At 47.0% G+C, this 26,310-nt stretch carries 21 protein-coding genes, 2 rRNA genes, 1 pseudogene and 1 riboswitch; of the genes and pseudogenes, 17 read left to right on the top strand and 7 right to left on the bottom strand.

Translation table 11 applies throughout. From position 1 onward, the window contains the following. The 5 genes from ACE04G_RS07855 to ACE04G_RS07875 all read left to right on the top strand — a co-directional run. A 23S ribosomal RNA gene (locus ACE04G_RS07855) occupies positions 1-156 on the top strand; the annotation flags it as partial. A 74-nt stretch (positions 157-230) separates the two neighbouring features. Continuing rightward, a 5S ribosomal RNA gene (gene rrf, locus ACE04G_RS07860) occupies positions 231-347 on the top strand. Positions 348-531: 184 nt separating this feature from the next. Further along, complete coding sequence (locus ACE04G_RS07865; RefSeq protein ID WP_017690540.1) at positions 532-1,155, top strand: deoxynucleoside kinase; 624 nt, start codon at positions 532-534, stop codon at positions 1,153-1,155. After that, positions 1,152-1,808: a deoxynucleoside kinase gene (locus ACE04G_RS07870; protein WP_036672670.1), complete on the top strand. Its 657-nt coding sequence runs from the start codon at positions 1,152-1,154 to the stop codon at positions 1,806-1,808. The genes ACE04G_RS07865 and ACE04G_RS07870 overlap by 4 nt, the downstream gene beginning before the upstream one ends. A 327-nt stretch (positions 1,809-2,135) precedes the next feature. Next, a complete protein-coding gene (locus tag ACE04G_RS07875) occupies positions 2,136-2,618 on the top strand; it encodes a hypothetical protein (RefSeq protein WP_449005176.1) in 483 nt (160 codons plus the stop codon). Between the two features lie 568 nt (positions 2,619-3,186). Here ACE04G_RS07875 and ACE04G_RS07880 read toward each other — a convergent pair. From ACE04G_RS07880 to ACE04G_RS07910, 7 genes and pseudogenes are all read right to left on the bottom strand, one after another. After that, positions 3,187-3,930 (bottom strand): MerR family transcriptional regulator, encoded by a 744-nt coding sequence (locus ACE04G_RS07880; protein ID WP_449005177.1) that lies wholly within the window; start codon positions 3,928-3,930, stop codon positions 3,187-3,189. Between the two features lie 310 nt (positions 3,931-4,240). Then, complete coding sequence (gene thiE, locus ACE04G_RS07885; protein WP_449005178.1) at positions 4,241-4,906, bottom strand: thiamine phosphate synthase; 666 nt, start codon at positions 4,904-4,906, stop codon at positions 4,241-4,243. After that, the gene (gene thiD / locus ACE04G_RS07890; RefSeq protein WP_221818807.1) at positions 4,906-5,718 is read right to left on the bottom strand and encodes a bifunctional hydroxymethylpyrimidine kinase/phosphomethylpyrimidine kinase; all 813 of its coding nucleotides are present in this window, start codon (positions 5,716-5,718) and stop codon (positions 4,906-4,908) included. The genes thiE and thiD overlap by 1 nt, the downstream gene beginning before the upstream one ends. Beyond that, a pseudogene (gene thiM / locus ACE04G_RS07895) lies at positions 5,715-6,590 on the bottom strand (hydroxyethylthiazole kinase); the annotation flags it as partial. The pseudogene thiM and the gene thiD, both read right to left, overlap by 4 nt. A 139-nt stretch (positions 6,591-6,729) precedes the next feature. Next, positions 6,730-7,803, bottom strand: a complete 1,074-nt coding sequence (locus ACE04G_RS07900) for an ABC transporter substrate-binding protein (protein ID WP_449005179.1) — start codon at positions 7,801-7,803, stop codon at positions 6,730-6,732. Positions 7,804-7,863: 60 nt separating this feature from the next. Continuing rightward, on the bottom strand, positions 7,864-8,682 hold the full coding sequence (locus tag ACE04G_RS07905; protein WP_449005180.1) for an ABC transporter permease: 819 nt from the start codon (positions 8,680-8,682) through the stop codon (positions 7,864-7,866). After that, entirely contained in the window at positions 8,669-9,436 is a 768-nt protein-coding gene (locus tag ACE04G_RS07910; protein ID WP_449005181.1) for an ABC transporter ATP-binding protein, read from the bottom strand. The genes ACE04G_RS07905 and ACE04G_RS07910 overlap by 14 nt, the downstream gene beginning before the upstream one ends. A 161-nt stretch (positions 9,437-9,597) precedes the next feature. Continuing rightward, a riboswitch (TPP riboswitch) is annotated at positions 9,598-9,700 on the bottom strand. A gap of 215 nt (positions 9,701-9,915) precedes the next feature. Between ACE04G_RS07910 and ACE04G_RS07915 the strand changes: the two genes are divergently transcribed. From ACE04G_RS07915 to ACE04G_RS07970, 12 genes are all read left to right on the top strand, one after another. Next, positions 9,916-10,791: a radical SAM/SPASM domain-containing protein gene (locus ACE04G_RS07915; protein ID WP_339185328.1), complete on the top strand. Its 876-nt coding sequence runs from the start codon at positions 9,916-9,918 to the stop codon at positions 10,789-10,791. A gap of 348 nt (positions 10,792-11,139) precedes the next feature. After that, positions 11,140-11,808 (top strand): pectate lyase, encoded by a 669-nt coding sequence (locus ACE04G_RS07920; RefSeq protein ID WP_339182096.1) that lies wholly within the window; start codon positions 11,140-11,142, stop codon positions 11,806-11,808. A gap of 511 nt (positions 11,809-12,319) precedes the next feature. Next, positions 12,320-12,913, top strand: a complete 594-nt coding sequence (locus ACE04G_RS07925; protein ID WP_339182099.1) for an ECF transporter S component — start codon at positions 12,320-12,322, stop codon at positions 12,911-12,913. Beyond that, the gene (locus ACE04G_RS07930; protein WP_449005182.1) at positions 12,914-14,485 is read left to right on the top strand and encodes an ABC transporter ATP-binding protein; all 1,572 of its coding nucleotides are present in this window, start codon (positions 12,914-12,916) and stop codon (positions 14,483-14,485) included. Continuing rightward, positions 14,460-15,254 (top strand): energy-coupling factor transporter transmembrane component T family protein, encoded by a 795-nt coding sequence (locus tag ACE04G_RS07935; protein ID WP_449005183.1) that lies wholly within the window; start codon positions 14,460-14,462, stop codon positions 15,252-15,254. The genes ACE04G_RS07930 and ACE04G_RS07935 overlap by 26 nt, the downstream gene beginning before the upstream one ends. A gap of 101 nt (positions 15,255-15,355) precedes the next feature. Continuing rightward, positions 15,356-17,659 carry an outer membrane protein assembly factor BamB family protein gene (locus ACE04G_RS07940; protein WP_449005184.1) on the top strand — a complete coding sequence of 768 codons (2,304 nt, stop codon included), beginning with the start codon at positions 15,356-15,358 and terminating at the stop codon, positions 17,657-17,659. A gap of 131 nt (positions 17,660-17,790) precedes the next feature. Further along, a complete protein-coding gene (locus ACE04G_RS07945) occupies positions 17,791-18,600 on the top strand; it encodes a methionine ABC transporter ATP-binding protein (protein WP_449005185.1) in 810 nt (269 codons plus the stop codon). Beyond that, positions 18,597-19,268, top strand: a complete 672-nt coding sequence (locus ACE04G_RS07950; RefSeq protein WP_047841707.1) for a methionine ABC transporter permease — start codon at positions 18,597-18,599, stop codon at positions 19,266-19,268. Before ACE04G_RS07945 ends, ACE04G_RS07950 begins: the two co-directional genes overlap by 4 nt. A 64-nt stretch (positions 19,269-19,332) precedes the next feature. Beyond that, positions 19,333-20,172, top strand: coding sequence for a MetQ/NlpA family ABC transporter substrate-binding protein (locus ACE04G_RS07955; protein ID WP_486094345.1), 840 nt, complete (start codon positions 19,333-19,335; stop codon positions 20,170-20,172). Positions 20,173-20,509: 337 nt separating this feature from the next. Continuing rightward, entirely contained in the window at positions 20,510-22,507 is a 1,998-nt protein-coding gene (locus ACE04G_RS07960) for a methyl-accepting chemotaxis protein (RefSeq protein WP_486094348.1), read from the top strand. Positions 22,508-22,578: 71 nt separating this feature from the next. Continuing rightward, positions 22,579-22,884: a PAS domain-containing protein gene (locus ACE04G_RS07965; protein WP_036672654.1), complete on the top strand. Its 306-nt coding sequence runs from the start codon at positions 22,579-22,581 to the stop codon at positions 22,882-22,884. Between the two features lie 193 nt (positions 22,885-23,077). Beyond that, positions 23,078-26,296 (top strand): response regulator, encoded by a 3,219-nt coding sequence (locus tag ACE04G_RS07970; protein WP_486094349.1) that lies wholly within the window; start codon positions 23,078-23,080, stop codon positions 26,294-26,296. Positions 26,297-26,310 lie beyond the last annotated feature (14 nt).

Consider the following 26,310-nt stretch of genomic DNA (forward strand, 5'->3'; position numbering starts at 1 on the left):
GGATAAACGCTGAAAGCATCTAAGCGTGAAGCCCCCCTCAAGATGAGATTTCCCAGTATGTAAGACCCCTTGAAGACGACGAGGTAGATAGGCTGGGGGTGGAAGTGCAGCAATGCATGGAGCTGACCAGTACTAATCGGTCGAGGGCTTATCCAATAGCAAGTTGTCATTCGCATGTTTCGTTTCGAATCTAGTTTTCAGAGAACGATCTCTGAAATGTAAGCTACGCGTTTGGTGGCGATGGCGGAGGGGTTCCACACGTACCCATCCCGAACACGACCGTTAAGCCCTCTAGCGCCGATGGTACTTGGACCGCAGGGTCCCGGGAGAGTAGGACGCCGCCAAGCAATAGGAAGACACACTTGATGATATCGAGTGTGTCTTTTTTATTTGAATGTAATTTTTAGTTCCGATTAGACTTGTTATATACATAAAATACTGGCGTTCCAATCCTTAAAGCTGTGATACAATAGGTGAGGTCTATATAGAAAACGGAAACACGCATAAGTACGAGGAGGAACAGTGAACACGATGAAATCAGCCCCGTTTATTGCCGTGGAAGGTCCGATCGGAGCGGGGAAAACAACGCTGGCAACGATGCTTTCCCATGAATTGAATCTTCCGTTAGTTAAAGAAATCGTAGAAGAGAATCCATTTCTGGCTTCCTTTTATCAGGATATCGACGAGTGGAGTTTCCAATTGGAAATGTTTTTTCTGTGTAATCGGTTTAAACAACTGGAAGACACGGGCGCTCATTATGTAGAGCAGAATACCCCAGTCATTTCAGACTATCATATCTATAAAAATATGATTTTTGCCGATCGTACCTTAAAGGGAACGAAACGGGATAAATATCGTCAAATCTATCATCTGTTAACAGATGATCTGCCAAAGCCCAATCTGGTGCTCTATATTGAAGCTGAACTCGATACGTTGATGTACCGCATTAACAAGCGTGGACGCTCATTTGAGCAGGATATGGACCCGGCATATATGGAACAACTCATTGCTGATTACAAAACAGGCATGGATTATCTGGCGAATAGCTCAAATCCACCAGTAATCATTAAAGTCAATGCGGAGCAACTCGATTTTGTAGAACATCCTGAGCACTTCAGGCAGATTGTTAATCAGGTAAAGGAGTATATCATATGAATAACTATGGCATTCCAACGAATGCATTAATTACGGTAGCAGGTACGGTTGGAGTGGGTAAATCCACGTTAACAGCTGCACTTGCACAGCGTTTGAATTTCAAGACTTCTCTGGAGCAAGTTGATCACAATCCTTATTTGGAGAAGTTCTATCATGACTTTGAGCGTTGGAGCTTCCATCTGCAGATTTATTTCCTGGCAGAGCGCTTCAAGGAACAGAAGAAGATTTTTGAACTGGGTGGAGGATTCGTACAGGATCGTTCCATCTATGAAGATACGGGCATTTTTGCACAAATGCATGCGGATCAAGGAACCATGTCTGCTACCGATTTTGAGACATACAGCAGTTTGTTTGAAGCGATGGTAATGACACCGTATTTCCCACATCCAGACGTGCTGATCTATCTGGAAGGCAGCCTGCCTTCGATTTTAAACCGCATTACGGAACGTGGACGCGAGATGGAGATTCAGACAGATCGTTCTTATTGGGAGCACATGCACGAGCGCTATTCCGTGTGGATTGATCAGTTTACGGCTTGCCCTGTGTTGCGTCTGAACATTGATGAGTATGATGTGCATGATCCAGCATCGGTGGATGCCATTTTGGCACAGATTGCAGCTGTCATTCAGCCTTCCAAGGAAGTGCAAAGGTAAGATAGAGCGAGTTTTACAATGTATTTTTCTGGGTTACATTGGTTATATCTATGATACAGATATGGATAACATCCCTTCTACGGCTATTATGCTGTTGGAGGGATGTTTTTTTATGTGCCAAGGGAATGATGATGAGATGAATGTAGACAAAACTAAGAGGATATATTCGAGTGAATAAGGAAATGGATGCTTAATATATCTTTTCTATTATATAAATCATGGTCACCAAAAGTAGAAAAATGTTGAATAATAGGACATTTTGTGGTTTCATAGGAAAGGTGAATTCTGGAAAAGAAGCATATGCATGACTCAGGAGGGAAAGACAACGTGGAAGAGAAACAAGGAGTTAAAATCGGTATGCCGATCATTGGTGGCTTAATTGCAGCCATTCTGGGAGGCATCGTATGGGCAGCTATTGCTGCAATGACCGAGTATGAGGTGGGATTAATTGCGATTTTGATTGGAGCGCTCACGGGCTACGCAGTTGTGTTGTTCTCCAATAAACGAATTGCGACAGTACATAAGATTATTGCCGTACTGTTTGCTCTCGTAGGCATTTTTCTGGGGAAATACCTGACGGTGGCTTATTTTACTTCCGAACTGTTTGGTGATGTAAGCGTGATGGAACTTGTGTTTGATAGCGAGATGATCAGTGCGTTTGTGGAAACCTTCCAGGACTATTTCAGTCAACCGATTGATTTGTTATTCATCGTGCTTGCGATTGTATCTGCATGGCAGATTCCTGGCCGGATGGCGAGAACCAGTCTAGCTACGGATGCATCTTCATCGGATCACGCGCCAAGAGCTTAATCGGATAGAGGGTGGACGCTTGGTAGCAAAATGAAGAACGTTTGACAGAAGAAATTTAATGCTCATCATCCTAAGCATCTGGTGAAACGGTTATATCGAAGGACTGGGAGCAGAAGAAACGTAGTAAAGCATCTACACTAAAAGATATTTATAAAGTACTCAGAGTGAGCAGCAGTTAGGCTTGTTCACATTGCGGCTGAGTTACTTGCATACATAAAAGGGACGATACGCCTGAGGGTGTACGTCCCTTTTGTGTATTTACCAGCTAGTAGGTGGGATACGGCTCATAACTTTTGCAACAACACGAATCGATTAAAATTACTTACCACATAACCCTAGTATAATATCCAACATGTTCATAAGGTTAATCACAAGAAAGATAGGGTCACCCCAGGAGGTAGGTTCAAATATCCGAAGGGTCATGTCATTTACAGCGAATAAAGCTGATGACGAGAATATTTTTACTTTTACAGGACAGGGTGTTAACTTCCAGACTATCATTTACAGTCCACATCTGGACGGCAATGAGAGTTAAATAATACTGTATGTGGTTGAAGACAGGGCTATATTATTTGTTTTGGTCAGCAAATACAGCCATGGCATCTCTCATAAATACTGCCAAACCATCGCCAAACTGATCAATATTACGCGTGAAGCGTTCATCTTCCACGTACATCTGACCAAGTCCTCTGAAGGCTTCAGGCGAGTAGCTTCCCATTTGGTTTAGGCAGGTGTACCACTCTTTGATGCCAGCCTGTGCCTCCGCAGATGCTGGTTTTGTGTGACGAAGTGAAGCCAGATGTTTGTAGATTTCGTTCATTTGATCGGATAGAGCCTTCTGATCTGTGGTTGATTTACTGTGCAGCTTCTGATTTGCGTGATCGACGGCATGGTCACCCCAACGTTCCCGCGCTTCTTGTTCATACGGATTCTGGCTAAAATCAAATCCTTCGAATTGTTCTTTGGCTGTCATTTTAATCTCTCCTCTCATGTGTAAAACCGTTCTATCAATGGTAGCAATCATTTGGTCCAAGCGTTGTCGCTTCTCAAGCAGTATAAGTCGATGCATATTAAGTGCTTCTTCCGGATTGAAGGAGGGGTTGGTTATAATGTTTTTGATCTCCTTCAGAGAGAAGTCGAGTTCCTTGAAAAACAATATCTGCTGTAACCGTTCCAGATTGGCATCTGAATATAATCGATATCCGGCAGAAGTCACTTCGTCCGGGGTTAATAGTCCGATCTCATCATAGTGATGCAGTGTGCGCACACTGATCGAGGCAAGTTCGGAAACTTCTTTTACCTTCATGGCCATGTGTGAAACCTCCTTACAACACCGATTGTACAGTGTCACGTTACGTGAGAGTCAACCGTTGAAAATGAAAAACAAGATGCGAGCATGGAAGCTGCATCTTGATCATGGATTGATGACTGGATGTGACTGGGTTATTGTAACATTCAGTCACTGTAGGGGAGCGGCTGTGCTTCTATGTCGAAGACATGGGTTGCTGCCGCGCCGCGGGGGTGTTTTGAGGCTCCTCTGTTATGGAGAGGAGAGCGAGCGGTTATGGCTGCAACATTTATTCGGTGCAGCCCACGGGGCTGGCAGTGCAGGGAGAGCAAGGCTACGCCTGCATCCCGCGCACTGCCGCAGCGAATTGCGCAGCCGCTGCGCGCACATCGGCCGCGCCCGCGATGGCGGAGATGACGGCTATGCCGTCGGCTCCAGCCGCCATCACGGCGGCCGTGGTATCGGGCGTAATGCCGCCGATACCCACAATCGGAACTGCGATGCCTGCGGCGCGCAGTTCCGCCACCCCTGCGGGGCCCAGCACAGCGTGGGCATCCGCTTTGGAGCGCGTCGGGTACATGGGCCCGACGCCAAGGTAGTCGGCGCCCGCCTGCACCGCACGGCGCGCCTCATCCACGGAGTGGGCGGATACGCCAAGCATCCGCCCATCTCCAATGCGGGCGCGTACCAGCGCCGCGTCCGCATCTTCTTGGCCGACATGCACGCCGTCGGCCTCCACCGCTACAGTCAGCTCCACATCATCGTTCACGATGAACGGGACCCCGTGCTGGCTGCACACCTCGCGAAGCTGCATCGCAAGCGGGATGCGAGCTTCGCCAACCAGGGCGCCAGTTCCCTTTTCACGGAACTGGAATAGCGTGATGCCGCCAGCAATGGCCTGGCGCAGCACTTCCACCGGGTCTTGCGTCGTATTGACGCTGCCCATCACCAAATACACCTGCATCGCGCGTCGCACCGCTTCTGCATCCCAAGGGCGCATCACTGCTCACCCCGCTGTCTGCGCTGATACGCAAAATGATTTGTCGGCCCATGTCCGGCCCCAATCCCCAGCTCATCTTCGATGGCTGCCTGAATGAAGGCTCGCGCGGTCGTAACGGCAGCCAGAACAGGTGAACCCTTGGCTAACTCTGCGGTGATCGCAGCAGAGTATGTGCATCCTGTTCCGTGTGTATGACGTGTTACCACACGAACATTCTCCAGATAATGAAAAGACTGCCCATCGTAGAGCACATCCACGATCATGCCACTTCCTTCATCATGACCACCTTTGACCAAAGCATACGTTGAACCCATCTGTACAATCTGTCTTGCGGCTTCTTCTCGCTGACTCAGATTCGTGATAGACATTCCGGTAAGCAGTTCCGCTTCCGGTATATTAGGTGTTGTGATCAGGGCATGGGGCAACAGCTCCGTAACCAACGCCTGTACAGCTTCCTGTTGGAGCAGGGGGGCACCGCCTTTGGCTACCATCACAGGGTCGATGACTAGATTCGACCAACGGTATTGCTGCCATTTCTCAGCCACTAGACGAATAATCTCGGCACTATATAACATGCCGGTCTTTGTTGCGGTTGGTTGAAAGTCTTCGCCGGTCGAGTCCAATTGCTGGGCAATACCATCGTAAGGGATGGGAAAAACGCCCTGCACACCTGTTGTATTTTGGGCAGCAATAGCCGTGATAACGGTCATGCCGTATACGCCAAGCTCTTGGAATGTTTTCAGATCGGCCTGAATTCCTGCGCCGCCCCCGTTATCAGAACCTGCAATGGTTAGCGCTTGAGCAATGCTCATACTGCACCTCCACGGATCTGACGGATTTGTGCGCGTTCTGCCAGGAGATCTGTTGTTACTTGTGCCAGTTGATTCAACAATTCAATCTGGAAGCTGCCCGGCCCCTGATGAGCTGTCCGCTCCGCCGCCAGTTCAGCTGCTACACCATAAAATGCGAGCGCTTCAACAACACTGCTTAGAAGATCGGCTTCCAATTCCACTATGGCTGTAAAAGCGCCAATCACTGAACTTAGCAGACAGCCAGCACCCGTGACTTGAGTGAGCAGGGCATGTCCATTACTCGTGATGAATGTGGATTGTCCATCGGTAATGATATCTTCTTTCCCGGTAATGACCACGACACAGCCAAGTTTATGCGCTGCCCGCTCCGCAATGCCGATCCGGTCGCCCTCACCTGATCCTGCGTCCACACCTTTAATACTCCAACTCTCACCGATGACATTGGCGACCTCTGCCACATTGCCGCGCAGTACCGTGAGACGAAGTTCACGAATGAGCATCTGCACGGTTTCTGTACGATAGGCGGTTGCGCCTGCGCCGACGGGATCAAGCACCACAGGCACGTCATGCGCATTAGCCGATTGGCCTGCAAGACGGATCGCCTGAACGACTTTGTCATCGAGTGTACCGATGTTGAGTACGACGGCTCCTGACATCTTGGCGACATCAGCGACCTCTTCATGAGCATAGGCCATAAAAGGGGACGCACCTAGTGCGAGCAGACCATTGGCTGTAAAGGGAGCCACGACAAGGTTGGTGATATTGTGTACCAACGGGTTTTGTGTACGAACACGTTCCAGATAAGACATATAATTTCCTCCTTGTTTTGTATGCTTTCCTGAATCCTTTGACCAAAAAGCTGTAAACGGCTGTTTATTCGGATATAGCGTATCTCAGATTCGTTAGGACTCGCTCCATGCTCTATTCCAGAGATATTAAGGCGCATATAGCTTTGCTTTCATCCCCTTTGCGTTCAGTCACTTTTCCTTCATTCACCTTGCACTCCTTTATTTACTCTCCTTGCAGAATAATAAAAGCATCCTCGGCTTTCACCGATTCAGGAATCAAATCCTGTTCAACGAGCCATGCACGTACATTCTCCCACGACTCTATTTCCTGCAGACCAAACGGTTGACCTTCCTCATTCATAAGTGGCATTAAAATAGCCAGGCTTTTGGTTTCGATCTCCGGGTCAAGCGGAGACGTTTCATTCTCATGAGCGAGCAGAATATTCAAGGCTTCTTCTGGATGCTCCGTTACATATTTTTGTCCTTCCTGGATCGCTTTGACGAACCGGGTAAGCTGATCTTTTTTCGCTTCAATGCCAGCCTCACTCGCAGTCAGGACCAATTCATAATAATCAGGCACACCATAATCGACGGGGTTAATCGATTTCATGGCATGTCCTTCTTTCTCCAAAATCAATTGTTCATGGTTAATAAAACCACCCATAATTGCATCGGCCTGTCCGGAAGCCAGCGAAGGAATCAGATCGAACCCAACGTCAACCAGATTCATGTTGTCGGGATTGCCACCATCGTGGCTGATCATCGTACGAACCATCGCTTCATACAGCGGAATCGAAGAATAACCGACAGTTTTTCCTTCAAGATCTTTGGGTGAGCTCACGTTGCCATTTGCTTCGGTTAACAGATGTACAAGTGGATGCCGAACAACAGCAGCAATGGATCGTACAGGAATGTTCTCGCCACGCGCGAGCAAAATTTGGGGCTGGTAGCTTAGAGCCAGATCAATTTTCCCGGCAGCAACAAGTTTGAGTGAATCATTGGTATCCGCAGGCATCTGAATTTCGACATCCAGACCCTGGTCTGCGAAGTACCCTTTTTCCTGAGCCACATAGATGAAGGAGTGTACTGCATTCGGGTACCAGTCGAGCATGATGGACAGTTTATCTTTGGCGTCTGATGCTGGTTCGGTTGCAGACTTGTCTGTTTGTTGTGCATGGGTTGCAGAATCTGTTGTTGGTGCGTTTTTGCCGGTATTTGTGGTGCTGCATCCGCTAACAAACAGCAAAAGGCTAATGAGCATGATGGGAAGCAGGGAGTATATACCTTTGTTATTCATAAATGAAGTTCCTCAATTCATCGTTTTGATTTGTATTTACATCTAATTCCTGTCTAAGTATTATCCAACTTTTCTTTTGCCTCCATGTCCATGCCGCCGTATGCTAAACCGTTTCTCTAGCCAGGCAATCAGTACAAACAAAACGATCCCCAGCAGGGATAACAGCACAATAGATGCAAACATCGCATCCGTGTTCATGTTGCTGGACATACGACGGCTGAAGTATCCGAGACCTTTGCTGCCACCAAGCCATTCCCCAATCGTTGCACCAACCACGCAGTACACCACAGACATCTTTAGCCCCGAGAAAAAAGAGGGAAGTGCCAGTGGAATCTGGAGTTTGCGAAAAATATCCCACTTGCTGGCTCCCATGGTGAGCAGCAGTTCACGCTGCTCTGGATCGCCTTGGCGGAGTCCATCGTAGGTACTGACCACAATGGGGAAGAATGCGATTAAGAATACCACCGCGACTTTGCTCCACAACGTGTAACCAAACCACAAGATAAATACGGGAGACAAGGCAATCAGCGGGATGGTCTGACTGATCACGATGAAGGGATACAATGCCTTTTCAATCGATCTGTTCATATGCATGCCTGTTGCCAGCGTAATTCCAGTCACTATGGACAAGCCAAAACCAACAGCAACCTCCATGAAGGTAGCAGGCAGATGTATGGTCAGCAGCAGATGACGATGCTCAACCAGTGAACCTATGATGGCTGTGGGTGCAGGAATGATGAAAGAGGGCACCCATCCCATACGCACAATCGTTTCCCAGATCGCCAGTAGAAAGAGCATGAGCAGAATAAACAAACCATATTGGGAAAACCACTTCGAGAGCCACGTCTGGACGCTAACCATAACCCTATCGCTTCGCATGTAATTGTTCCTCCAGTTGTTGTCTCATCTTCACGAGAGCCGGTTGGTAGATCATGTCCGAATGCCTTGGGCGTGGTAAAGGAACCGTCATCTCCCGCAACTGCTGACCTTGCCCTCCTGGAGTTAACAGAATGATACGGTCACTTAACAGCAGGGCTTCCTCAATGTCATGTGTAATAAACAATACGGTTTGGCCAAAGCCCTCCCACAGCTCCAGCAACCAGCGATGCATTTCTCGTTTGGTTAAGGCGTCGAGTGCACCGAAGGGTTCATCCAGCAACATGAGCTGCCCGCCTGTAAGCAAGGTACGAAGCAATGCCACCCGCTGCCGCATGCCGCCGGATAACTCATCTGGATAGGCCTGTTCATAACCCGACAGGCCGAACCTTGCCAACCCAGCTAGGATGTTGGCCCGTAACTTGTCCTTGTCCTGTCGGCCTGGTGCCAACTCGGCAGGCAGCATGCAGTTCTCCATGACGGTACGCCAGGATAACAGCAGATCTTTCTGCGGCATATAAGCCACTCGTCCGAGCCGTTGTCCTTGCGGTACATCAGCTATATTGATGGTGCCGACGGTTGGCTCATGCAAGCCTGCGAGCAGCTTGAAGAGCGTGCTTTTACCTGATCCGCTGGAGCCGATGAGCGAGACAAATTCTCCTTGTTGAACCTGAAGCGACACATTGGAGAGCACGGGGGAATCCTTTTTTTCGGGAAAAGCAAAGCTTATGTTGTGAATGGTTACATGGTTATTCATCTGATCCTCACCCCCTTGATGTCAGACTGCTGGAATAACAACCACATCTTGCACTCTGCCAAAAGAAACAAAAAAGACCCACCCATTTCCGGAGAAATGAGTGGGTCTGTAAGTTAGATCCGCAGTTTATCTTCACATATACATGATAAAATTCCGCTTACTAAAAGGCCGCTCCACTTCCCTCCGCTGGTATGATCCAGATCAGGTTCAAAGGGTCCGAATAGTCATATTCGTCTCAGCCGTAAGGCTCCCCTAGTGCAAAAGTTCAAGATATGCAGTTATGTGTTCAGCATATATCACTCGAACATGAACTGTAAAGAGGCAGCTTGATGGAATTCTTGAGATGAATTTGGAGTCAGACCTGAACAACTGAACAATTTACCTTGGCTCATGAACCCGATATAATAGAGATGGCGCATATTGGCCGGATCACAAATGCAGGTGGGATTGCTCCCTCCGAAGCAGAATGGGGACCCGAGTTGAAAACGTTCAAAAAAGTATATATTGAGATCACAAGTATCTGCAATCTGGCATGCAGCTTCTGTCCGCAGACACAACGTGCCAAAGGATTCATTGACCCTGAAGTCTTCAACAATATACTGGATCAAGTTAAACCACATACCAACCATATTTATTTACATGTCAAAGGTGAACCCTTGTTACATCCCAAAATAGATCTGCTGCTTGATTCCGCACATGAGAAGGGACTCAAGGTGAACATTACAACGAATGGTACGCTGCTGCCCAAGACTCAGCATAAATTGCTTGGCAAACCGGCGCTGCGACAGATGAACTTCTCTCTGCACAGCTTCGATGGGCATGAAGGTTCAACTGACCGTGACGGATACCTGAGCAACATTCTGTCTTTTGTACACGAAGCCGTGAAGCACAATGTCATCATCTCATTCCGGCTGTGGAATCTGACGCAGGATAACTTCACAAATGCTCAGATGAATCGAAATCGCGAGACCCTTGAAGTATTGGAACGTGAGTTCAATCTGGACTTCCGCATTGAGGAAAAAGTAGTTCCAGGCAGCGGGGTCAAAATTGCCCCAAATGTATACCTGAATCAAGACCATGAGTTCCAGTGGCCAAGCCTGGATGCACCTGAAGATGACGGCAAAGGCTTCTGCCATGCATTACGTGGTCAGGCAGCTGTGCTTGTCGATGGAACGGTGGTTCCATGCTGTCTCGATGGCGAGGGTGTAATTAACCTGGGTAATGTGCACGAGAAGTCATTCTCGGAGATTATTGAGGGTGAGCGAGCGAACAATCTGGTATATGGCTTCTCCAAACGTGAAGCTGTGGAAGAGTTGTGTCGAAAGTGCGGTTATCGTCAGAGATTCGGAGCCTGATATCTTATATCAGCAAGCCAGAAGCCATTCAAGATCACACATTTGGAGACAAATGCAGTGGTCTTTCTTTGTTATCGGGGATTAAGTGAGGGGGACATTCACTACAAATGAGCATACCTGAGGTTGATATCAGCATATTGTTTGAGGGACCTGGCATGCAAAAAATGCCGATATGACAGGGATTGTGCGATGTCATGATATATCTGATCTAATGATTATTCTAGTTACATCCCTTATTTGGTAGGATTAGGTTGTAGATCGGACAGAGGTGCACCTCTGACGAACTTCCAGGACAAGCTCAGGCTTGTACAATACCAAATAACGAGAGAATAAGGGAGGAATAAAATTATGAAAAAAATGTTGACGTTGTTACTGTCCGCTGGTTTGGTTGCTTCCATATTTGGTGCCGTTCCGGCTGCGGCTGCGCCTACGGTTGTAAATTCAACCATTGTTGTTCCAAAGGGTACGACCTATGACGGTCAAGGTAAAACATTTGTAGCCAATCCTTCCACACTGGGCGACGGATCTCAAGCAGAAAATCAGAAGCCAGTCTTCCGCCTGGAGGCAGGGGCCACGCTCAAAAATGTAAATATCGGATCACCTGCTGCTGATGGTGTTCACTGTTATGGCAACTGTAATATATCGAATGTGGTCTGGCAAGACGTGGGCGAGGATGCACTGACATTGAAGTCTGCCGGAACGGTTAACATTACCGGTGGGGCAGCGTATAAGGCTTATGATAAAGTGTTCCAGATGAATGCAGCTGGAACAATTAACATCAAAAATTTCCGTGCAGATGATATTGGCAAACTGGTTCGCCAAAATGGTGGAACTTCCTTTGCAGTTAACATGACGCTGGATAACTCCAACATTTCCAATGTAAAAGATTCGATTTTGCGTACAGACAGCAGCACATCACAAGGGAAAATTACGAATACTCGTTATTCCAAAGTACCAACGTTGTTCAAGGGGTTTGCTTCAGGGAAAACGAGCCAGTCTGGGAACACGCAATATTAAGAACAGGGATACATTGGAATACGGATTGAAGGCGTGTACGGATAAGGTAGCTATTTCACATCGTGAAGTATGTCCAAAAGGCATCCAGGGGGATGCCTTTTCCTATGCCAACTTTTGATTTTTGTAGAGACCATTGCCACAAATACCCATCTGATGTACATTAGAAGCAATGAAATAAGTGAACCGGGAGCTCAATGAAGTTGGGCTGAGAGAGTGGCCTTGTGCCGCTGACCGTACATCTGATCTGGGTAATGCCAGCGTAGAGAACATGGATTTGCGATATGTAAGGGTGAATTGTGGGAATGAACGTGAATGAACAACAGACCTCTTTGAACTGTGGTGGTGTATCTGCCAGGGCGGAAGGGAGCTGGTTGATATTCCGTTTTTCGACATCCATCCCATACATCATTGTGAGGATTGTACACTTTGCGTAAGGCCTTCCCGGAACCGGGGAGGCTTTTTCGTTTATTATGATAAACCCCACAGGGAACAAAGGAAGGACGTAGAGAACATGGGAACAACAGCAGGCAACAAGCGATTGAAACTAACGGATATTCTGGTAACCATCGTGATCGCAGTAGTGTTTGGGGTGATTTACAAGATATGGGGACCTACATATGACTTGATGAAACCATTTGGCGTTCATGCGGAGCAGATGATCTATGGCATGTGGTTTATGGCGGGCACGTTTGCTTTTGTCATCATTCGTAAACCAGGCGTGGCTATTCTTGCCGAAGTTGCGGCTTCAACGGTAAGTGCCTTTCTGGGCAGTGAATGGGGCATGTCCACACTTGTATACGGTCTGTTGCAAGGATTGGGAGCCGAGATATTCTTCGCAGCATTTTTGTATCGCAAAACCAATCTGTTTGTCACCTGTCTTGCAGCCATAGGAGCCGCAGCGGCTTCGCTTTTGCTGGATTACCAATACGGGTATATTGATTCACTCTCGGCCTGGAATTATACGTTATTTATCGGATTCCGCTTCATCGGAAGCATCTTGATTGCAGGAGTGTTTGCTTATTATCTCGCCAAAGCATTGGAACTGACGGGTGTAACACGCTCACTCAGACCGGTATCGAAACAGGATTATGAGGCGCTGGATTAGATGAGCGGAGAGGGGAATTCGCAAGCGGTAAGTGTGACAAATCTAAGATGCAAGTTCCCGGGAGAGAAAGCCGTGGTATTTCAGGGCTTGTCTCTCTCTGTTCGTCAAGGGGAGAAAGTGCTGTTGCTTGGCCCGAGTGGCTCCGGCAAATCGACGTTATTGCAAATTTTGAGCGGTTTGATACCACGTTCGGTTGAGATTCCGATGAAATGTGATGATATTCAGGTTCCCGCCCAAGCAGGAGTGGTCTTTCAAGATCCGGATACCCAGTTTTGTATGTCCTTTACGGATGAAGAGATCGCATTTGTTCTGGAAAACCGAAATATTCCGCGTGAAGAGATGCCTGCTCTGATTGAATATGTTCTGAAACAAGTGGGGTTATCCTGTGAACAGAATCGTGTATTGATCCAGTCCATGTCTCAGGGGATGAAGCAGCGTCTTGCGATTGCTTCGATGCTTGCCATGGACCCGGAGGTATTGTTTTTGGATGAACCCACTGCACTGCTGGATGATGAGGGGACTTCCCAGATGTGGGATACCGTCAAACGGATCGCCAGTGACAAAACGATCATCATCGTTGAACACAAAATAAACGAGATTGTGGATATGGTCGACCGCATCATTGTGTTATCACCTGAAGGAAAGATTGTGGCGGATGGGCCAGCACAGCAGGTATTTACAGATGAACGGGGTAAGCTGAAGGCTTATGGAATCTGGTATCCAGGCATATGGGAGGAGCAAGAGCAGGCAGCTAAGGAAGAAGAGGGAAGTGCTTCTGGAAAGCTTCAAGTGTGTGTGGATCACGGCATATCAAGTTTGGAAGTACAGAAATCGTCTGGCTTATCCGATACACCGGGTATATCCCCCATATCTCATGTCTCATCCTTATCGCCTGTATCATCGTCACATCAGCCTGCACTGGCCTTACACCAGTTCACCGGATGGCGTGGGAAAACACCCTTCATTCAGGTGGAACAGGCCAAAGTATGGCATGGAGACTGGATTGGTATTGTCGGAGCTAATGGAGCTGGCAAGAGTTCATTGTTGTTATCTCTGATGAATATCCTGAAAACAACAGGTCATTATGAGGTGGACGGTCAGCCTTCTGCCAAAACGGAGCAGCTTGCAGATCGAATTGCGTTTGTATTTCAGAACCCAGAGTTTCAGTTTGTGACCAACACGGTTGCAGAAGAAGTGGAATTCTCATTGCTGGGGGGCAGGCTTACAACGGAAGAAAGACTTGTCAGGACTGATCATATGTTGAATCAATTTGGACTAATCGACCTCTCCGAGCGTCATCCCTACCAATTATCGATGGGGCAGAAACGACGCTTGAGCGTTGCCTCTGCACTGGTGAGAGAGCAGCGAATACTGCTGTTGGATGAACCTACTTTTGGACAGGATGCCCGTAATACGTTCGCCATGTTAGCACAACTGGAGCAATTGCGGCGTGAAGGAACAGCTATTGTGATGGTTACCCATGATCGTGAAATTGTAAAAAGATATTGCACCCGAATCTGGACGGTAGATGAGGGGAGGTTAACTGATGCAACTGTCGTTTCCTCACCGTGAAACCTGGCTTCATAACGTCAATCCGGGATTAAAGATGATCATTCTGACGATGATGTTTGTCATCGTTATCCTCATTCACAATCTGAATGTAATGGCGAACGTTGCAGTGGCGATGATGCTGTTACTGTGCTGGACAGGTCATCCGTGGTATAGATTGATACTGTACGCATCACCATTCATTCTGGTGTTTATCTCCACGTCTACAGGTATGATGATGTTTGGTAAGGGCGAGACCACATGGTATAAGTGGGGATTGATTCACATAACCGAGGAGAGTTTCTATCGCGGTCTACACTTGGGTTTTCGCTCGTTGAGCATGGCAGCGGCTGGCTTGCTGTTCGGACTGACAACGAAACCGGTAAGGCTATTTTATTCCCTGATGCAGCAGTGGCGGCTTCCCGCAAAATATGCTTATAGCTTTCTGGCCGCGATGCGCATGATCCCGATTTTGCTGGATGAATTCCAGACGCTCCGTTACGCTATTCGTATTCGTGGAACACAGCAACGCGGCTCTCGCTGGAATGTATATGGTACACTCAAGCGTTACGCTATTCCGCTGCTGGCACAGAGCATTCGCCGTGCACAGCGAATGGCGGTAGCGATGGAAGCGAAAGGGTTCACAGATGGCGCGAGCCGAACGTATTACATTCAGATTGGCTATTCGCGAGCTGATCTGTGGTTTGTATTTTATTATATGCTCACCGTAACAGCGGCTTATTACATCGGGGTTACCTTTCCCTATCATGCTACGATGGTGGATGTGAGGTAATATTGGGAGATAGATAGAAATATATTGAGGTAAACGGTAACTTTTTCCTTATATCTGCGTCTCTATTGGAAATAACTTCTAATGGATGGGGATGAACGAGAGTGAAGACGGGTCCTGACTGGCAGAGAACGGGGTACAAGTGGATTACCATGACTGGATTATCAGCTGCGCTGTTGACGGGATGGATGCTGCTGGATTCCAAAATGGTTGTGCTTGGAGGACAAGCTTCGGTTAAAACGCCACAAGCCTTGGGTGCAAGTTCTCAAGTCTTATCAACACAGTTGGCCTACAAACAAGGAGAAACCGTTACGCTCATGAATGACATACCTTTGTTCAAAAACAGAAGGGACGGCAGTGTGGCTGCTGACCAGATGGGGATTGAATACTATACAACAAAAAACGAAAAGTATACGTTGGCCTCGGTTCGAGGCGATTGGGTGCAGCTTAAGTCAACCGATCATGGAAACTTTTGGATGCCAAGTTGGTATGCACTGAAGGAGAGCAGAAGCATGACGGAAACAGCTCCCCAAAGCTTCACGCTCCAATCAGGCAGTAAGCTGTATCTGGCTCCGGATAGTTCTACAACCTGGTCTTTTGAGAAAGCGCTAACAGATAAGGCTGTTATTGTTGCAAAGTGGAAAGGATGGTATGGGGTCTCCATTGCCCCACGAGTCTGGAATAAAGAATCCTTCACGTATCGGCCAGGACTCTTCTGGATCAAGGCACAGGCTATAGAACATCGGATGAATGTGGCGGATGGTTGGTTCCAACAGGATGCATCGCTGCCAACTTCGGTTATACGCCATCTGACAGATATTAAGCTGAACAAGGCAACCACTTCCAAACAAGTGGCTGGGTGGTTAGGCGAGCCGGATTGGAAGGAGAGTTCAAACAATCTAAATTACACGGGTGATTCAATGAGTATTGGACAGACCTGGAGATATGAGCGGGAAGATGGGCAATTTTTGGTCACATTCGACAAGAATGGCAAGCTGGTCAGAACTCGATGGAATCTACCACGGAATGATCAACATGCTGCCGTTTCTGATTGGAACATCAGTCGGGCGGATGAATATGGGTTTACAACAAAAATCTATGGTACAACGCTGCCCACAACAATCCCCTGGAAACCGGTATGGACCAACCAGGGGGATATTAACTACACTTTTTTACAAGCAGCCACGGATGAAGTCCTCCTGATGAAAGGGGATGACGGTGGATTTAGCGGGGATTACTACGAAGGCTCCATATATGCTCTTGACCGACATTCGGGTCAGGAATTATGGGGGATCAATGGAGGCTTTGGAAGACAGCAGGCAGAGGTGGATACAGCACGCCAATACGTTACAATCTACACCGATTATGACCCTGACAAGAAAAAATACGTGGATCGTATTCGTCATCTGAACTTGAAGAATGGAAAGGTTACGTGGACGTACACCCCTAAGCAAAATTTTAGAATAAATGGCATCACTGCTGCGAAGAACGTTGTGGTTGTGGATAACCCGGTTGTTGAGAGCTCAAGCAACAGCTGGTTAACGGTTCTCGACAGTGCAAACGGAAAAACATTGTGGACGCGAAAACTGGCTACGGGTTATGAATTATTGAACAAGAGTGCAGATGAACCTTATGTGTTGTATTGGGAAAAGAATAAGTTGATTGCAGCCGATCCGCAATCAGGCCGGACCGTATGGAGCTTAAAGGGAAAACGATCCACCATAGAACAACTTGGGAATGATCCATATTTTGATGGAATCGAACGTCGTGACCCCTTTGCAACCATGAATGCTAAAAGATGGCTATCACTGGATAATCAGTGGCTGCTGCTTGATCTGAACACAGGGAAGAAGCTTGCACAATTTCCTGCTCGGGCAGGACAGAGATTTGAGGTACTGAATGATGGCATGCTGTTGATCCGTGAGAACCAAAACGGCGATCATTACGGAGAAAATGAAGATTTTAAAACCACCTTGTACGATGCCAAGACAGGCAAAATACGCTGGACGCTCAAGGGCAAGATTGAACGAGGACTGGTGGAAGATGATCAGTTGTATGTGATTAAGAACGGCAACCCGGCGGCTTTGGATTATAAAACGGGGGAGACGCATTGGAATGCCAAAGATACGATTGCGACTCTAAGGCATCCAACGAATCAGGGAAGTTACCTGATCATTGATGGTCAGTTGCTGCTGCCCATGGACGAGAATTTGCTCGTAATGAACAAAAAGAATGGAGCACTGCTAGGTCGTGTACATGACGTTGTGATAGGAAACCCGGAGCACCGGGACCGGGATGCGAAGAATGGTATGATTAACCGAATCGGAAATGAAGTGTATGTGGGTTCGTCCAACGGACGTTTTCGTGTATATGAAGCCAGCCGCCTTCAGGAGGCAATCTCACCTTAAAAGCTTGTCTCGTAAGGGATGTTGATTTATTATAAATGGACAGGCTTGCTCGCGCTCCGGTTATCGGCTGTGCGGGCTTTCTTCATGTGTTCTTGAAGAACCATGCATGATCATTCACGGGAGGACTCTCCATGATCTCATTATATGGTGTAAGCAAACGTTATAACGAGCGCGGTTCCCGTGCAGATCAGGGATTCGAAGCATTAAGCTCGGTGTCCCTCGAAGTGGGACAAGGAGAAATACATGGCATCATCGGATCGAGTGGTGCAGGCAAATCCACACTTCTGCGGATGCTTAACGGATTGGAAAAGCCGGATGATGGTGAGGTTGTTGTGAATGGGCAGCATCTGACCCAGATGAATGAACAGAGTCTGCGTCAGGCACGAAGATCCATTGGCATGATCTTTCAACACTTCAATCTGGTCAGTAACCGAACGGTGAGTGGCAATGTCTGCATGCCATTGGAACTGGCGGGTATATCTCGTGCGCAGCGAGTTGAACGTGGTCTTGAGGTACTGCGGTTTGTTGGACTGGAAGACAAGGCAGATCAATATCCTGCTCAGCTTAGCGGAGGACAGAAGCAGCGTGTGGCGATTGCACGAGCGCTGGCTAGTCGTCCGGATGTGCTACTCTGTGATGAACCGACCTCTTCGCTTGATCCACAGACCACGAACGGTATTCTGGATGTGCTGCGACATATCAATGAAACGCTGGGCGTGACTATTGTCGTGGTGACACATGAGATGGAAGTGGCTCGCAGACTATGTCACAGGATATCCGTCATGAAGGATGGGCGACTCGTTCGAACGTTGTCTAAAGCGGAAGTGAGCAGTATCCCTGCTCCGCAGCCTGATCTGCTGACCTCCTTGCTTGCGGGTGACGAATACGGGATGGCAGGTTCGTCTTTGTTCCGTCAGGCAGAACAGGAGGACAAGTCATGAGGTTACCTGAGTCTGTGCTGAAATATCAGCATGAGATATGGCAGGCGATCGGAGAGACTTTTGTCATGGTGGGCATCTCCATTGCGGCAGCTGTTCTGATTGGGTTACCTTTGGGTACACTGCTGTACTTATTCCGGAGAGGACAACGGTATCAGAATCAAACGCTGTCTTTTGTACTCGGTAGTGTCGTCAACATCGTTCGTTCGTTTCCGTTCTTACTGCTCGTTGTATTCATGATTCCATTCACACGGATTGTCGTGGGAACGTCCATAGGTACGCTGGCTGCAACCGTGCCACTCTCGGTTATTGCCATTGCCTACTACGCCAGACTGGTGGAACAAGCGTTGCTGGATGTACCGCGGGGAGTGGTTGAAGCTGCTGCTTCCATGGGGGCATCGACGATGCAACTTGTGGTGAAATTCTTGTACGTGGAGGCACGATCTGGTCTTGTACTGGGACTCACAACAGCTACGATTAGTTTCATCTCCTACTCGACGGTGATGGGTATTGTAGGTGGCGGCGGGGTTGGTGATTTTGCCATTCGCTACGGTTATCAGCGCTTCGAAACGGAAATTATGGTATTTACGATCATCATTATGATTATCCTGGTACAGATGATCCAATTCACAGGTAGCAGACTGTCCCACTGGCTGGATCGTAGATCCTGAACGGTTGGACCGTGCATTATTACGAATAACCAATACAGATTATACGATGAGGGGTAGACATGAAATGAAAGTGAAAATGATACTTATGTTGCTTGCAGTAATGCTGGTTGTAGCTGCTTGTGGCAAAAAAGAAGAAACACCTGCGGCTGAAGGAACAAAAGAAGATACACAAGCTGCGCAAGAAGTTACGCTGAAAGTAGCCACGTTAATTCCACCGATGACAGATGTACTGGATATTGTTAAACCGCTATTGAAGGAAGATGGCGTCAACCTGGAAGTTGTTGTGCTGTCAGATAACGTTCAACCAAATACGGCACTCGCGAATAAGGAAGTGGATGCAAACTTCTTCCAACACGTGCCTTACATGACCCAGTATAATGAGGCGAACAATGCCAATCTGGTGGCTGTACAGCCTATTTATAATGCCATCTATGGCGGCTACTCCAAAAAGTACAAAACGATTGAGGAATTGCCAGAAGGTGCAACGGTTGCAATTGCAAACGATCCTTCCAACATTGGTCGCTCTCTTGTGATGCTGGAGCAGAACGGGTTGATTAAGCTGAAAGAGGGCGTAGGTTTTAACGCCACACAGGCAGACATCACCGAGAATACTAAGAACTTCAAGTTTGAGGAAGTGGACTTGTTGATGCTGGCTCGTATGATGGATGATGCTGATCTGGTCGCCATGACACCGGCATATGCGAGTCCGCTCGGTCTTACACCGAAGAAGGATGCGCTGTTAACCGAGAAGGATGATTCCCATTTTGCGATCACCATGGTTGCCCGTGAGGATAATAAGGACTCCGAAGCCATTCAGAAGTTGGCTAAGCGCATGGCCGGTCCAGAGGTCAAAGCCTTCTTCGAAGAGAAATATGCAGATATCGCGATCCCGGCATTTAAATAGAGAATACGTTGGTCCAATGTAAATAACCTTTAGATCTGAGCGATAACGCTTGGATCTTTTTTTATGGAATTCGGCAGGTTACTGTAACAAGTATTTAAAAATTTAACAATTTGGTCATATCGCTGGGTTACTTTATTTAATAGTTTTTTCGTATAATTTGTTTGAAAGTAGTTCTTTAGGATTATAAATTAAGAGATTTAAGTAATATTTCTAGTGCGAAAATTGTCTTTTTCGAGAGACAGGACCTAATTTTTAATATCTTGAGGAAGGAGGGCTCTGTACTCTAAGAGAGCTAGACCAAGTAAAACTAAATTAATTCTGGAAGAGGTAGAGAAATTTGTCCCCCAAAAATAGCAAATCGAATTTGTTCAACAAGATCCTTAATAACTTTAAAATGAAACTGGTGGTGTCCTTTATTGCTTTCTTGGCCATTCCATCGTTCAGTATTGGAGTTTTGTCTTATAACAGTGCGAAGAATGAAGTTGAGAAGCAAATTCTACATAGTGCAATGGAAAACGTGAACCTTGCCAGTGCGACCATCGATCTTTCGATTAATGCCAAGCGCGACCACATTGAATATTATGCGAATGCACTCGCAGAGGAATTACGTCAAGAAGATGCAGAGGTTCGGGTTGTGAACGAATTGAAGGGGTACGCTGCACAGAACAAAGACATCATCACCATAGGAGTGGGAACAGAAGCCGGTGTCTACCTGATGTCCTCCGATGCGGAAATGCCTGAAGATTACGATCCGCGAACAAGACCATGGTACACAGAAGCGATGAGTACTCCAGAGCAGGTCATTGTTACAGACCCTTATATTTCTGCCGAGACAAACGAAATCACCATCACCATCGCCAAGGCATTGAATGACCAATCTGGTGTAGTCCAGCTGGATCTGAATCTGTCGAATATAAGTACCTTGGTGAGTGGAATTAACGTGGGAGAACAGGGATATCTGATCCTGTTGGATGCCAGCGAAAAGTATATCTACCATCCCACGGTAGAACCCGGAACAGATGCAACAGAGGATTTTTGGAAACCGGTGTATGCGAATGAATCGGGCAACTTCAACTATACCGTTGATCAAACGGATAAAGTGATGTATTACGCCACGAATGCATCCACGGGATGGAAGGTCGCTGGCACCATGTTCTCTTCTGAGGTAGACGATGCGGCAGCACCAATTCTAAAACGAATGATTATTGTTATTGTCTCCTGCCTCGTTGTTGGTATTGTGATTATCTGGCTTGTGATGCGATCCATCATTAGACCCATTCGTCAGTTGAAGGATCAGGCGATCCAGGTGAGTGAAGGGGATCTTACCCAAACGATTACTAGCACAAGCCATGATGAGATTGGTGAACTGAGTGATGCCTTTGGCAAAATGCAGCACAATCTGCGTGTGCTGATTCAAAATGTGGAAAACAGTACAAGCCAGGTTGTCGTCTCATCGGATGAGATGACTCAGAGTGCGGAATCAACCAGTGCGGCCAGTGAGCAGGTCGCGCGAGCCATTCAGGAAATTGCGAGTGGTGCCGAGAAACAGACTGAAGGTATTGACCACAACCATCAGGCCATGAATGAAATAACAATTGGGATAACACGAATCGCCGAACGTTCCATACATGTCGCTGATTTGGCGAAACATACAACGGTACAAGCGGAAGAAGGTGGCAACACCGTCAAACAGACGGTGAGTCAGATGCAATCAATTCAAGAGACGGTAGAACAGACAAACCAATTGATTCACGCGTTATATGAACGATCACACCAAATTTCAGCGATCACGGAGTTAATCGGAAATATAGCCAAGCAGACCAATCTGCTCGCGCTGAATGCATCCATTGAAGCAGCTCGTGCAGGTACGCATGGGAATGGATTCGCCGTTGTAGCAGCGGAGGTACGCAAGTTGGCAGAGCAATCCGGGCAATCCGTCAATGAAATTACCGTGCTAACCACAGCAGTACAGGAAGATATGGCTGCTTCCGTTCGCATGATGGAGAAAGTGACCACAGAGGTTGGAGAGGGTATGGAAATCTCAACAGAGGCCATTCGGAAGTTTGAACGCATTCTGGATAGCATGCGGGAAACGACACCTCAGATTGAAGAGATTGCTGCCACGTCGCAAGAGATCACAGCAGGTGTACAGGAAGTATCTGCTGTGTCCAATGAACTGGCAGGTATTGCTTCAGGCAACGCCGCGGCCTCCGAAGAAGTGGCTGCTTCCTCAGAGGAGCAATTGGCAGCGATGGAGCAGATTTCTTCCTCGGCTCGGGGCTTGTCTACCCTGGCTGAAGAGCTACAGCGCCTGATTAGACAGTTTAAGTATTAAAAGGGATCGTAGAAGAGAGTATCACACAGGGACAGCATCACATCATGTTTCATTAGAGGGAGTGGACAACCATGCAACTGGAACTCAAAGCCTTCTTACTGCTAACGGATGCGGTCATGATTACAGATGAGGAGGGTGTGATTCTGGATGTGAATTCCGTTTATGTAACCAAAACAGGATTCTCACGGGAAAGCACCATAGGTCAGCCTGCCCGATTGCTGATGGATACCCACTGGAGAGGGAACCAGACCTGGTCCGGCGTAGCCAAACTAATGAAGGCTGATCAGGAAGTATGGGAAGCCCAAGTTACGATTACATCGGTCCATTTGGATGATTCTCTTTTTTATATCAGTATATTTAATGATGAATTTTCATGAAAAAAAACGTTGTTTGGTGATAAGGGGATGTTAGCTGAAAGTAGTAATTATTTTCAAGAAAATGGTCAATATCGTCAATTGAATAAGGGAGCACGGCATACTATGATTTGTGTACTGAGGAACTGCGACCATGAATCTGACAACATTCATTGAATGCATGAAATCCTGAAGTCGTAATGTGGACGGTGACCATTTGCTACGCGATCTTTTATTAAATTTCACGCTAATTTTGATCTTTGTTTTCCTAATTCATCACTATCTGAATCATACAAATGCTACCCGTTCAACATCCATCACGACTCGGATCATTAATGGTGTTACGCTGAGCATGTTGGGCACGGCGCTCTATTATTTCTCTATTGTGCTTGAAGATGGTACATTGTTGAATTTCCGGGCCATTGTGTATCTGCTTGCTGCTTATTTTGGTGGGAGTGGCTCTGCTTTCGTTACTTTTGCATTCATGTGGATGTTTCGGATTAATATGGGGCGTAATCCCTTGTTGGAGAACTGGCAGTATGCGTTGACTGAGTTGTTATTTGTCGTAGCCATATGTCTGATCTTTAAGTATATCAGGGGATTTATACAGAAGTGGTTGTCCGGAGCATTGCTGTTGATTACTGTGTATGAGTTTTCTGCACTAAAGACAAATTCCCCTTCTCTGCTAATGATGGGGCAGATTCTCTTTTTTCAATGTATCTGCCTGCTGTCCGTTATATTATTCCTGTATTATCTGAACCAAAATCATCGATATAGGAGATTGATCATTCAGAGGGATCAGGAAGTGCTGGAGATGCTTCGTATGCAGCCGGGTTTTACTTTTAAAATCCGAAAACAGAACGGAAAATTCGAGTATCTTGTGCTTGAGGGAGAGATGCTCTCCCGACTGGGCTTGGATATGAGTAGTCTGAAGCAAGATTACAAACTGGGCACATTGGATATTTTACCTCAGGAAAAGGTAGAATTTCTGCGGAAGCAGTTCGACCGGGCATGGAAAGGGGAGTCTTTCTTTTACGAGATTGAGCATGGAGGTTACTATTCACTGGTGAAGCTTCGTCCGCTGCGAGAAGAAGGCATGGTGAAGTATGTTATAGGGTATGGACTTGATATTACAGAACACAGAGCAGTTAAACGAAGGATTCAAGAGAGCGAGGAGCGTTACCGTACACTTGAACGAGTGTCGACAGACTGGTTTATCGGTTTGGATGGCAACAGATGTGTGGTGTCAGTTAATCAGAAATTTCTGGATGTTCTTGATCTCGACAGGCATGAAGTCATGGGCCGTGAGCTTGAAGAATTGATATTCATTGAGCAGTCGGCGAACTGGGTGTTATCTTTTCAAAAAGTTTTACACCACAATGTACCTCAGGATACGGAATTGAGTCTCATTGTTGGAAAGGGAAAAGAACAGCATGTTCGGGTTCACCTATACCCTGTAAAGGCCCCTAACTCGTGCGAGAAAGTCAAGGCAGTTATTCATGACATCTCGGATCAGTACCGACGTGTCAAGGCGGACAAAGCCAGTCAGGCAAAGAGTGAGTTTCTCGCATTCATGAGTCATGAGATTCGTACCCCACTGAGCGGAATTATCAGCTTTTCGTTGTTGCTGCAACGGACAGATCTAACCTCACAACAATTAGATTATTTGAGTAAAATCAATGCGTCCTCACAAACCTTGCTTACTCTGGTGAATGATATTCTTGATTTCTCGAAAATGGAGGCAGGTAAACTGATTTTGGAGAAAGTACCCTTTGCACCAGAGGATGTGTTCAAGCGTGTGGCAGATCAGATCGGTGTGGCCCTCGGGTACAAGGAGATCGAAGTCATCTTTAAGACCGACCCTGATCTGCCATTAACGGTAATTGGTGATCCTTTTCGACTTGAGCAGGTGTTATTAAATCTGCTCAGTAATGCGATTAAATTCACAGAACATGGATATGTTATCTTGCAGGCAGAGGTAATTTCATTGGAGGCCGAGCGAGTTCAGGTTCGTTTTGAGATCGAAGACACGGGAATTGGAATTTCATCTGAACAACTGGAGCATATTTTTGTCCCGTTTACGCAAGCGGAGCCTTCCACTTATCGAACATATGGTGGCTCAGGACTTGGGCTGGTCATCTGTTACCTGCTGGTAACCTCATTGGGAGGAGACTTGCGGGTGGACAGCGTGCTTGGAGAGTACAGTCTATTTTCATTCGACTTGATATTTGAACTTGCAGATTCGGAAGAAGAAGAGAGTTTCTCCCTGCATACACACCCACTCCTATATGGTGCGAATGATGTGGTTATCATTGAAGATGATGAACGGATGGGCGAAAACCTGAAGCAGCTGCTCTATTCATTCGGGATGAATCCGACGCTGTATACTTCCTTGAACCATATGATGGAGAGTGGTGGGTATACTCCTGAAGCTGAAGCGATGTTGATCATGTTGGATATGGATATAGAAGACACAGTCAACGGTTCGTTATGGGAAAACTTCATGAAGCGATTGGATCGAACGAAAATTCAGGTGTTGGGATACACACGGGCATTTAGCGAAAATGCGCTGTGGATTGAGAAGAGATCCGTGCACCCTGATATCATGATGGTCAAACCGATTACACGTCTGGGATTATTCGAAGTCATTCTTGCACTTCAGGGTGAAGGTCCGCTGGTCAAAAGTCAGTTGGCTGAAGGCGACGATCCCTATTCGCTTGATCAGAAAGGACATATCCTGATAGCTGAGGATCATGAGATCAATCAACTGGCGATTCGGTCAATGCTGGAACATAAGGGGTTTCATGTGACGCTGGCAGCCAGTGGCACAGAGGTTCTGAGAAAGTTAGACGAACAAGTATGGGAATTGATTCTAATGGATCTGTACATGCCTGACATGAATGGAGTGGAAGCAACGCGACATATTCGCAAGATGAGGGAATATGATCGTACACCCATAATCGCACTAACAGCAAATGCTCTACAAATAAATCATGAGAGATGTATGGAGGCTGGGATGAATGCCATCCTGACCAAACCCATCCATGAACAACAGATGGCAGACATATTGGCAACATGGATTGATCTGAGAGGTATGCGGAAGATTAGCGGAATTGATGTAGATAAGGCGATCAGGCAGATGGACGGCAAGCCACATATTCTGCAATATGCGCTCACGAAATTCAGGATGGAGTATGACTCGTTTCAGAACAAACTGACCACTCAACTTCGCCAGCAGCAGATTGCTGGTGCGATCCGCAGCGTTCATTCTCTCCGAGGCGTGGCTGCCAATCTGCATGCAGTGGAGCTGTTACGTCTAATTCTTCAACTGGAATCGCTTTTGTCCCGTTCGTTATTCGAAGAAGAGGAACTGAGTTCGGTTTTGGAGAAGGTACAAAAAGAGATTGATATCATTACCGGGTCTCTGCCCTGGTGACATGAATGAAGCTG

It is taken from the genome of Paenibacillus sp. AGC31, assembly GCF_057334655.1.

Excerpts from the sequence above, each read along its gene's own strand:
- thiD (WP_221818807.1), bottom strand. The coding sequence starts at position 5,718 with ATGAGCATTGCTCAAGCGCTAACCATTGCAGGTTCTGATAACGGGGGC.
- ACE04G_RS07935 (WP_449005183.1), top strand. The coding sequence starts at position 14,460 with ATGCAACTGTCGTTTCCTCACCGTGAAACCTGGCTTCATAACGTCAAT.
- ACE04G_RS07925 (WP_339182099.1), top strand. The coding sequence starts at position 12,320 with ATGGGAACAACAGCAGGCAACAAGCGATTGAAACTAACGGATATTCTG.
- ACE04G_RS07865 (WP_017690540.1), top strand. The coding sequence starts at position 532 with ATGAAATCAGCCCCGTTTATTGCCGTGGAAGGTCCGATCGGAGCGGGG.
- ACE04G_RS07950 (WP_047841707.1), top strand. The coding sequence starts at position 18,597 with ATGAGGTTACCTGAGTCTGTGCTGAAATATCAGCATGAGATATGGCAG.
- ACE04G_RS07880 (WP_449005177.1), bottom strand. The coding sequence starts at position 3,930 with ATGGCCATGAAGGTAAAAGAAGTTTCCGAACTTGCCTCGATCAGTGTG.
- ACE04G_RS07930 (WP_449005182.1), top strand. The coding sequence starts at position 12,914 with ATGAGCGGAGAGGGGAATTCGCAAGCGGTAAGTGTGACAAATCTAAGA.
- thiE (WP_449005178.1), bottom strand. The coding sequence starts at position 4,906 with ATGCGCCCTTGGGATGCAGAAGCGGTGCGACGCGCGATGCAGGTGTAT.
- ACE04G_RS07920 (WP_339182096.1), top strand. The coding sequence starts at position 11,140 with ATGAAAAAAATGTTGACGTTGTTACTGTCCGCTGGTTTGGTTGCTTCC.
- ACE04G_RS07945 (WP_449005185.1), top strand. The coding sequence starts at position 17,791 with ATGATCTCATTATATGGTGTAAGCAAACGTTATAACGAGCGCGGTTCC.
- ACE04G_RS07900 (WP_449005179.1), bottom strand. The coding sequence starts at position 7,803 with ATGAATAACAAAGGTATATACTCCCTGCTTCCCATCATGCTCATTAGC.
- ACE04G_RS07955 (WP_486094345.1), top strand. The coding sequence starts at position 19,333 with ATGAAAGTGAAAATGATACTTATGTTGCTTGCAGTAATGCTGGTTGTA.
- ACE04G_RS07910 (WP_449005181.1), bottom strand. The coding sequence starts at position 9,436 with ATGAATAACCATGTAACCATTCACAACATAAGCTTTGCTTTTCCCGAA.
- ACE04G_RS07905 (WP_449005180.1), bottom strand. The coding sequence starts at position 8,682 with ATGCGAAGCGATAGGGTTATGGTTAGCGTCCAGACGTGGCTCTCGAAG.
- ACE04G_RS07870 (WP_036672670.1), top strand. The coding sequence starts at position 1,152 with ATGAATAACTATGGCATTCCAACGAATGCATTAATTACGGTAGCAGGT.
- ACE04G_RS07965 (WP_036672654.1), top strand. The coding sequence starts at position 22,579 with ATGCAACTGGAACTCAAAGCCTTCTTACTGCTAACGGATGCGGTCATG.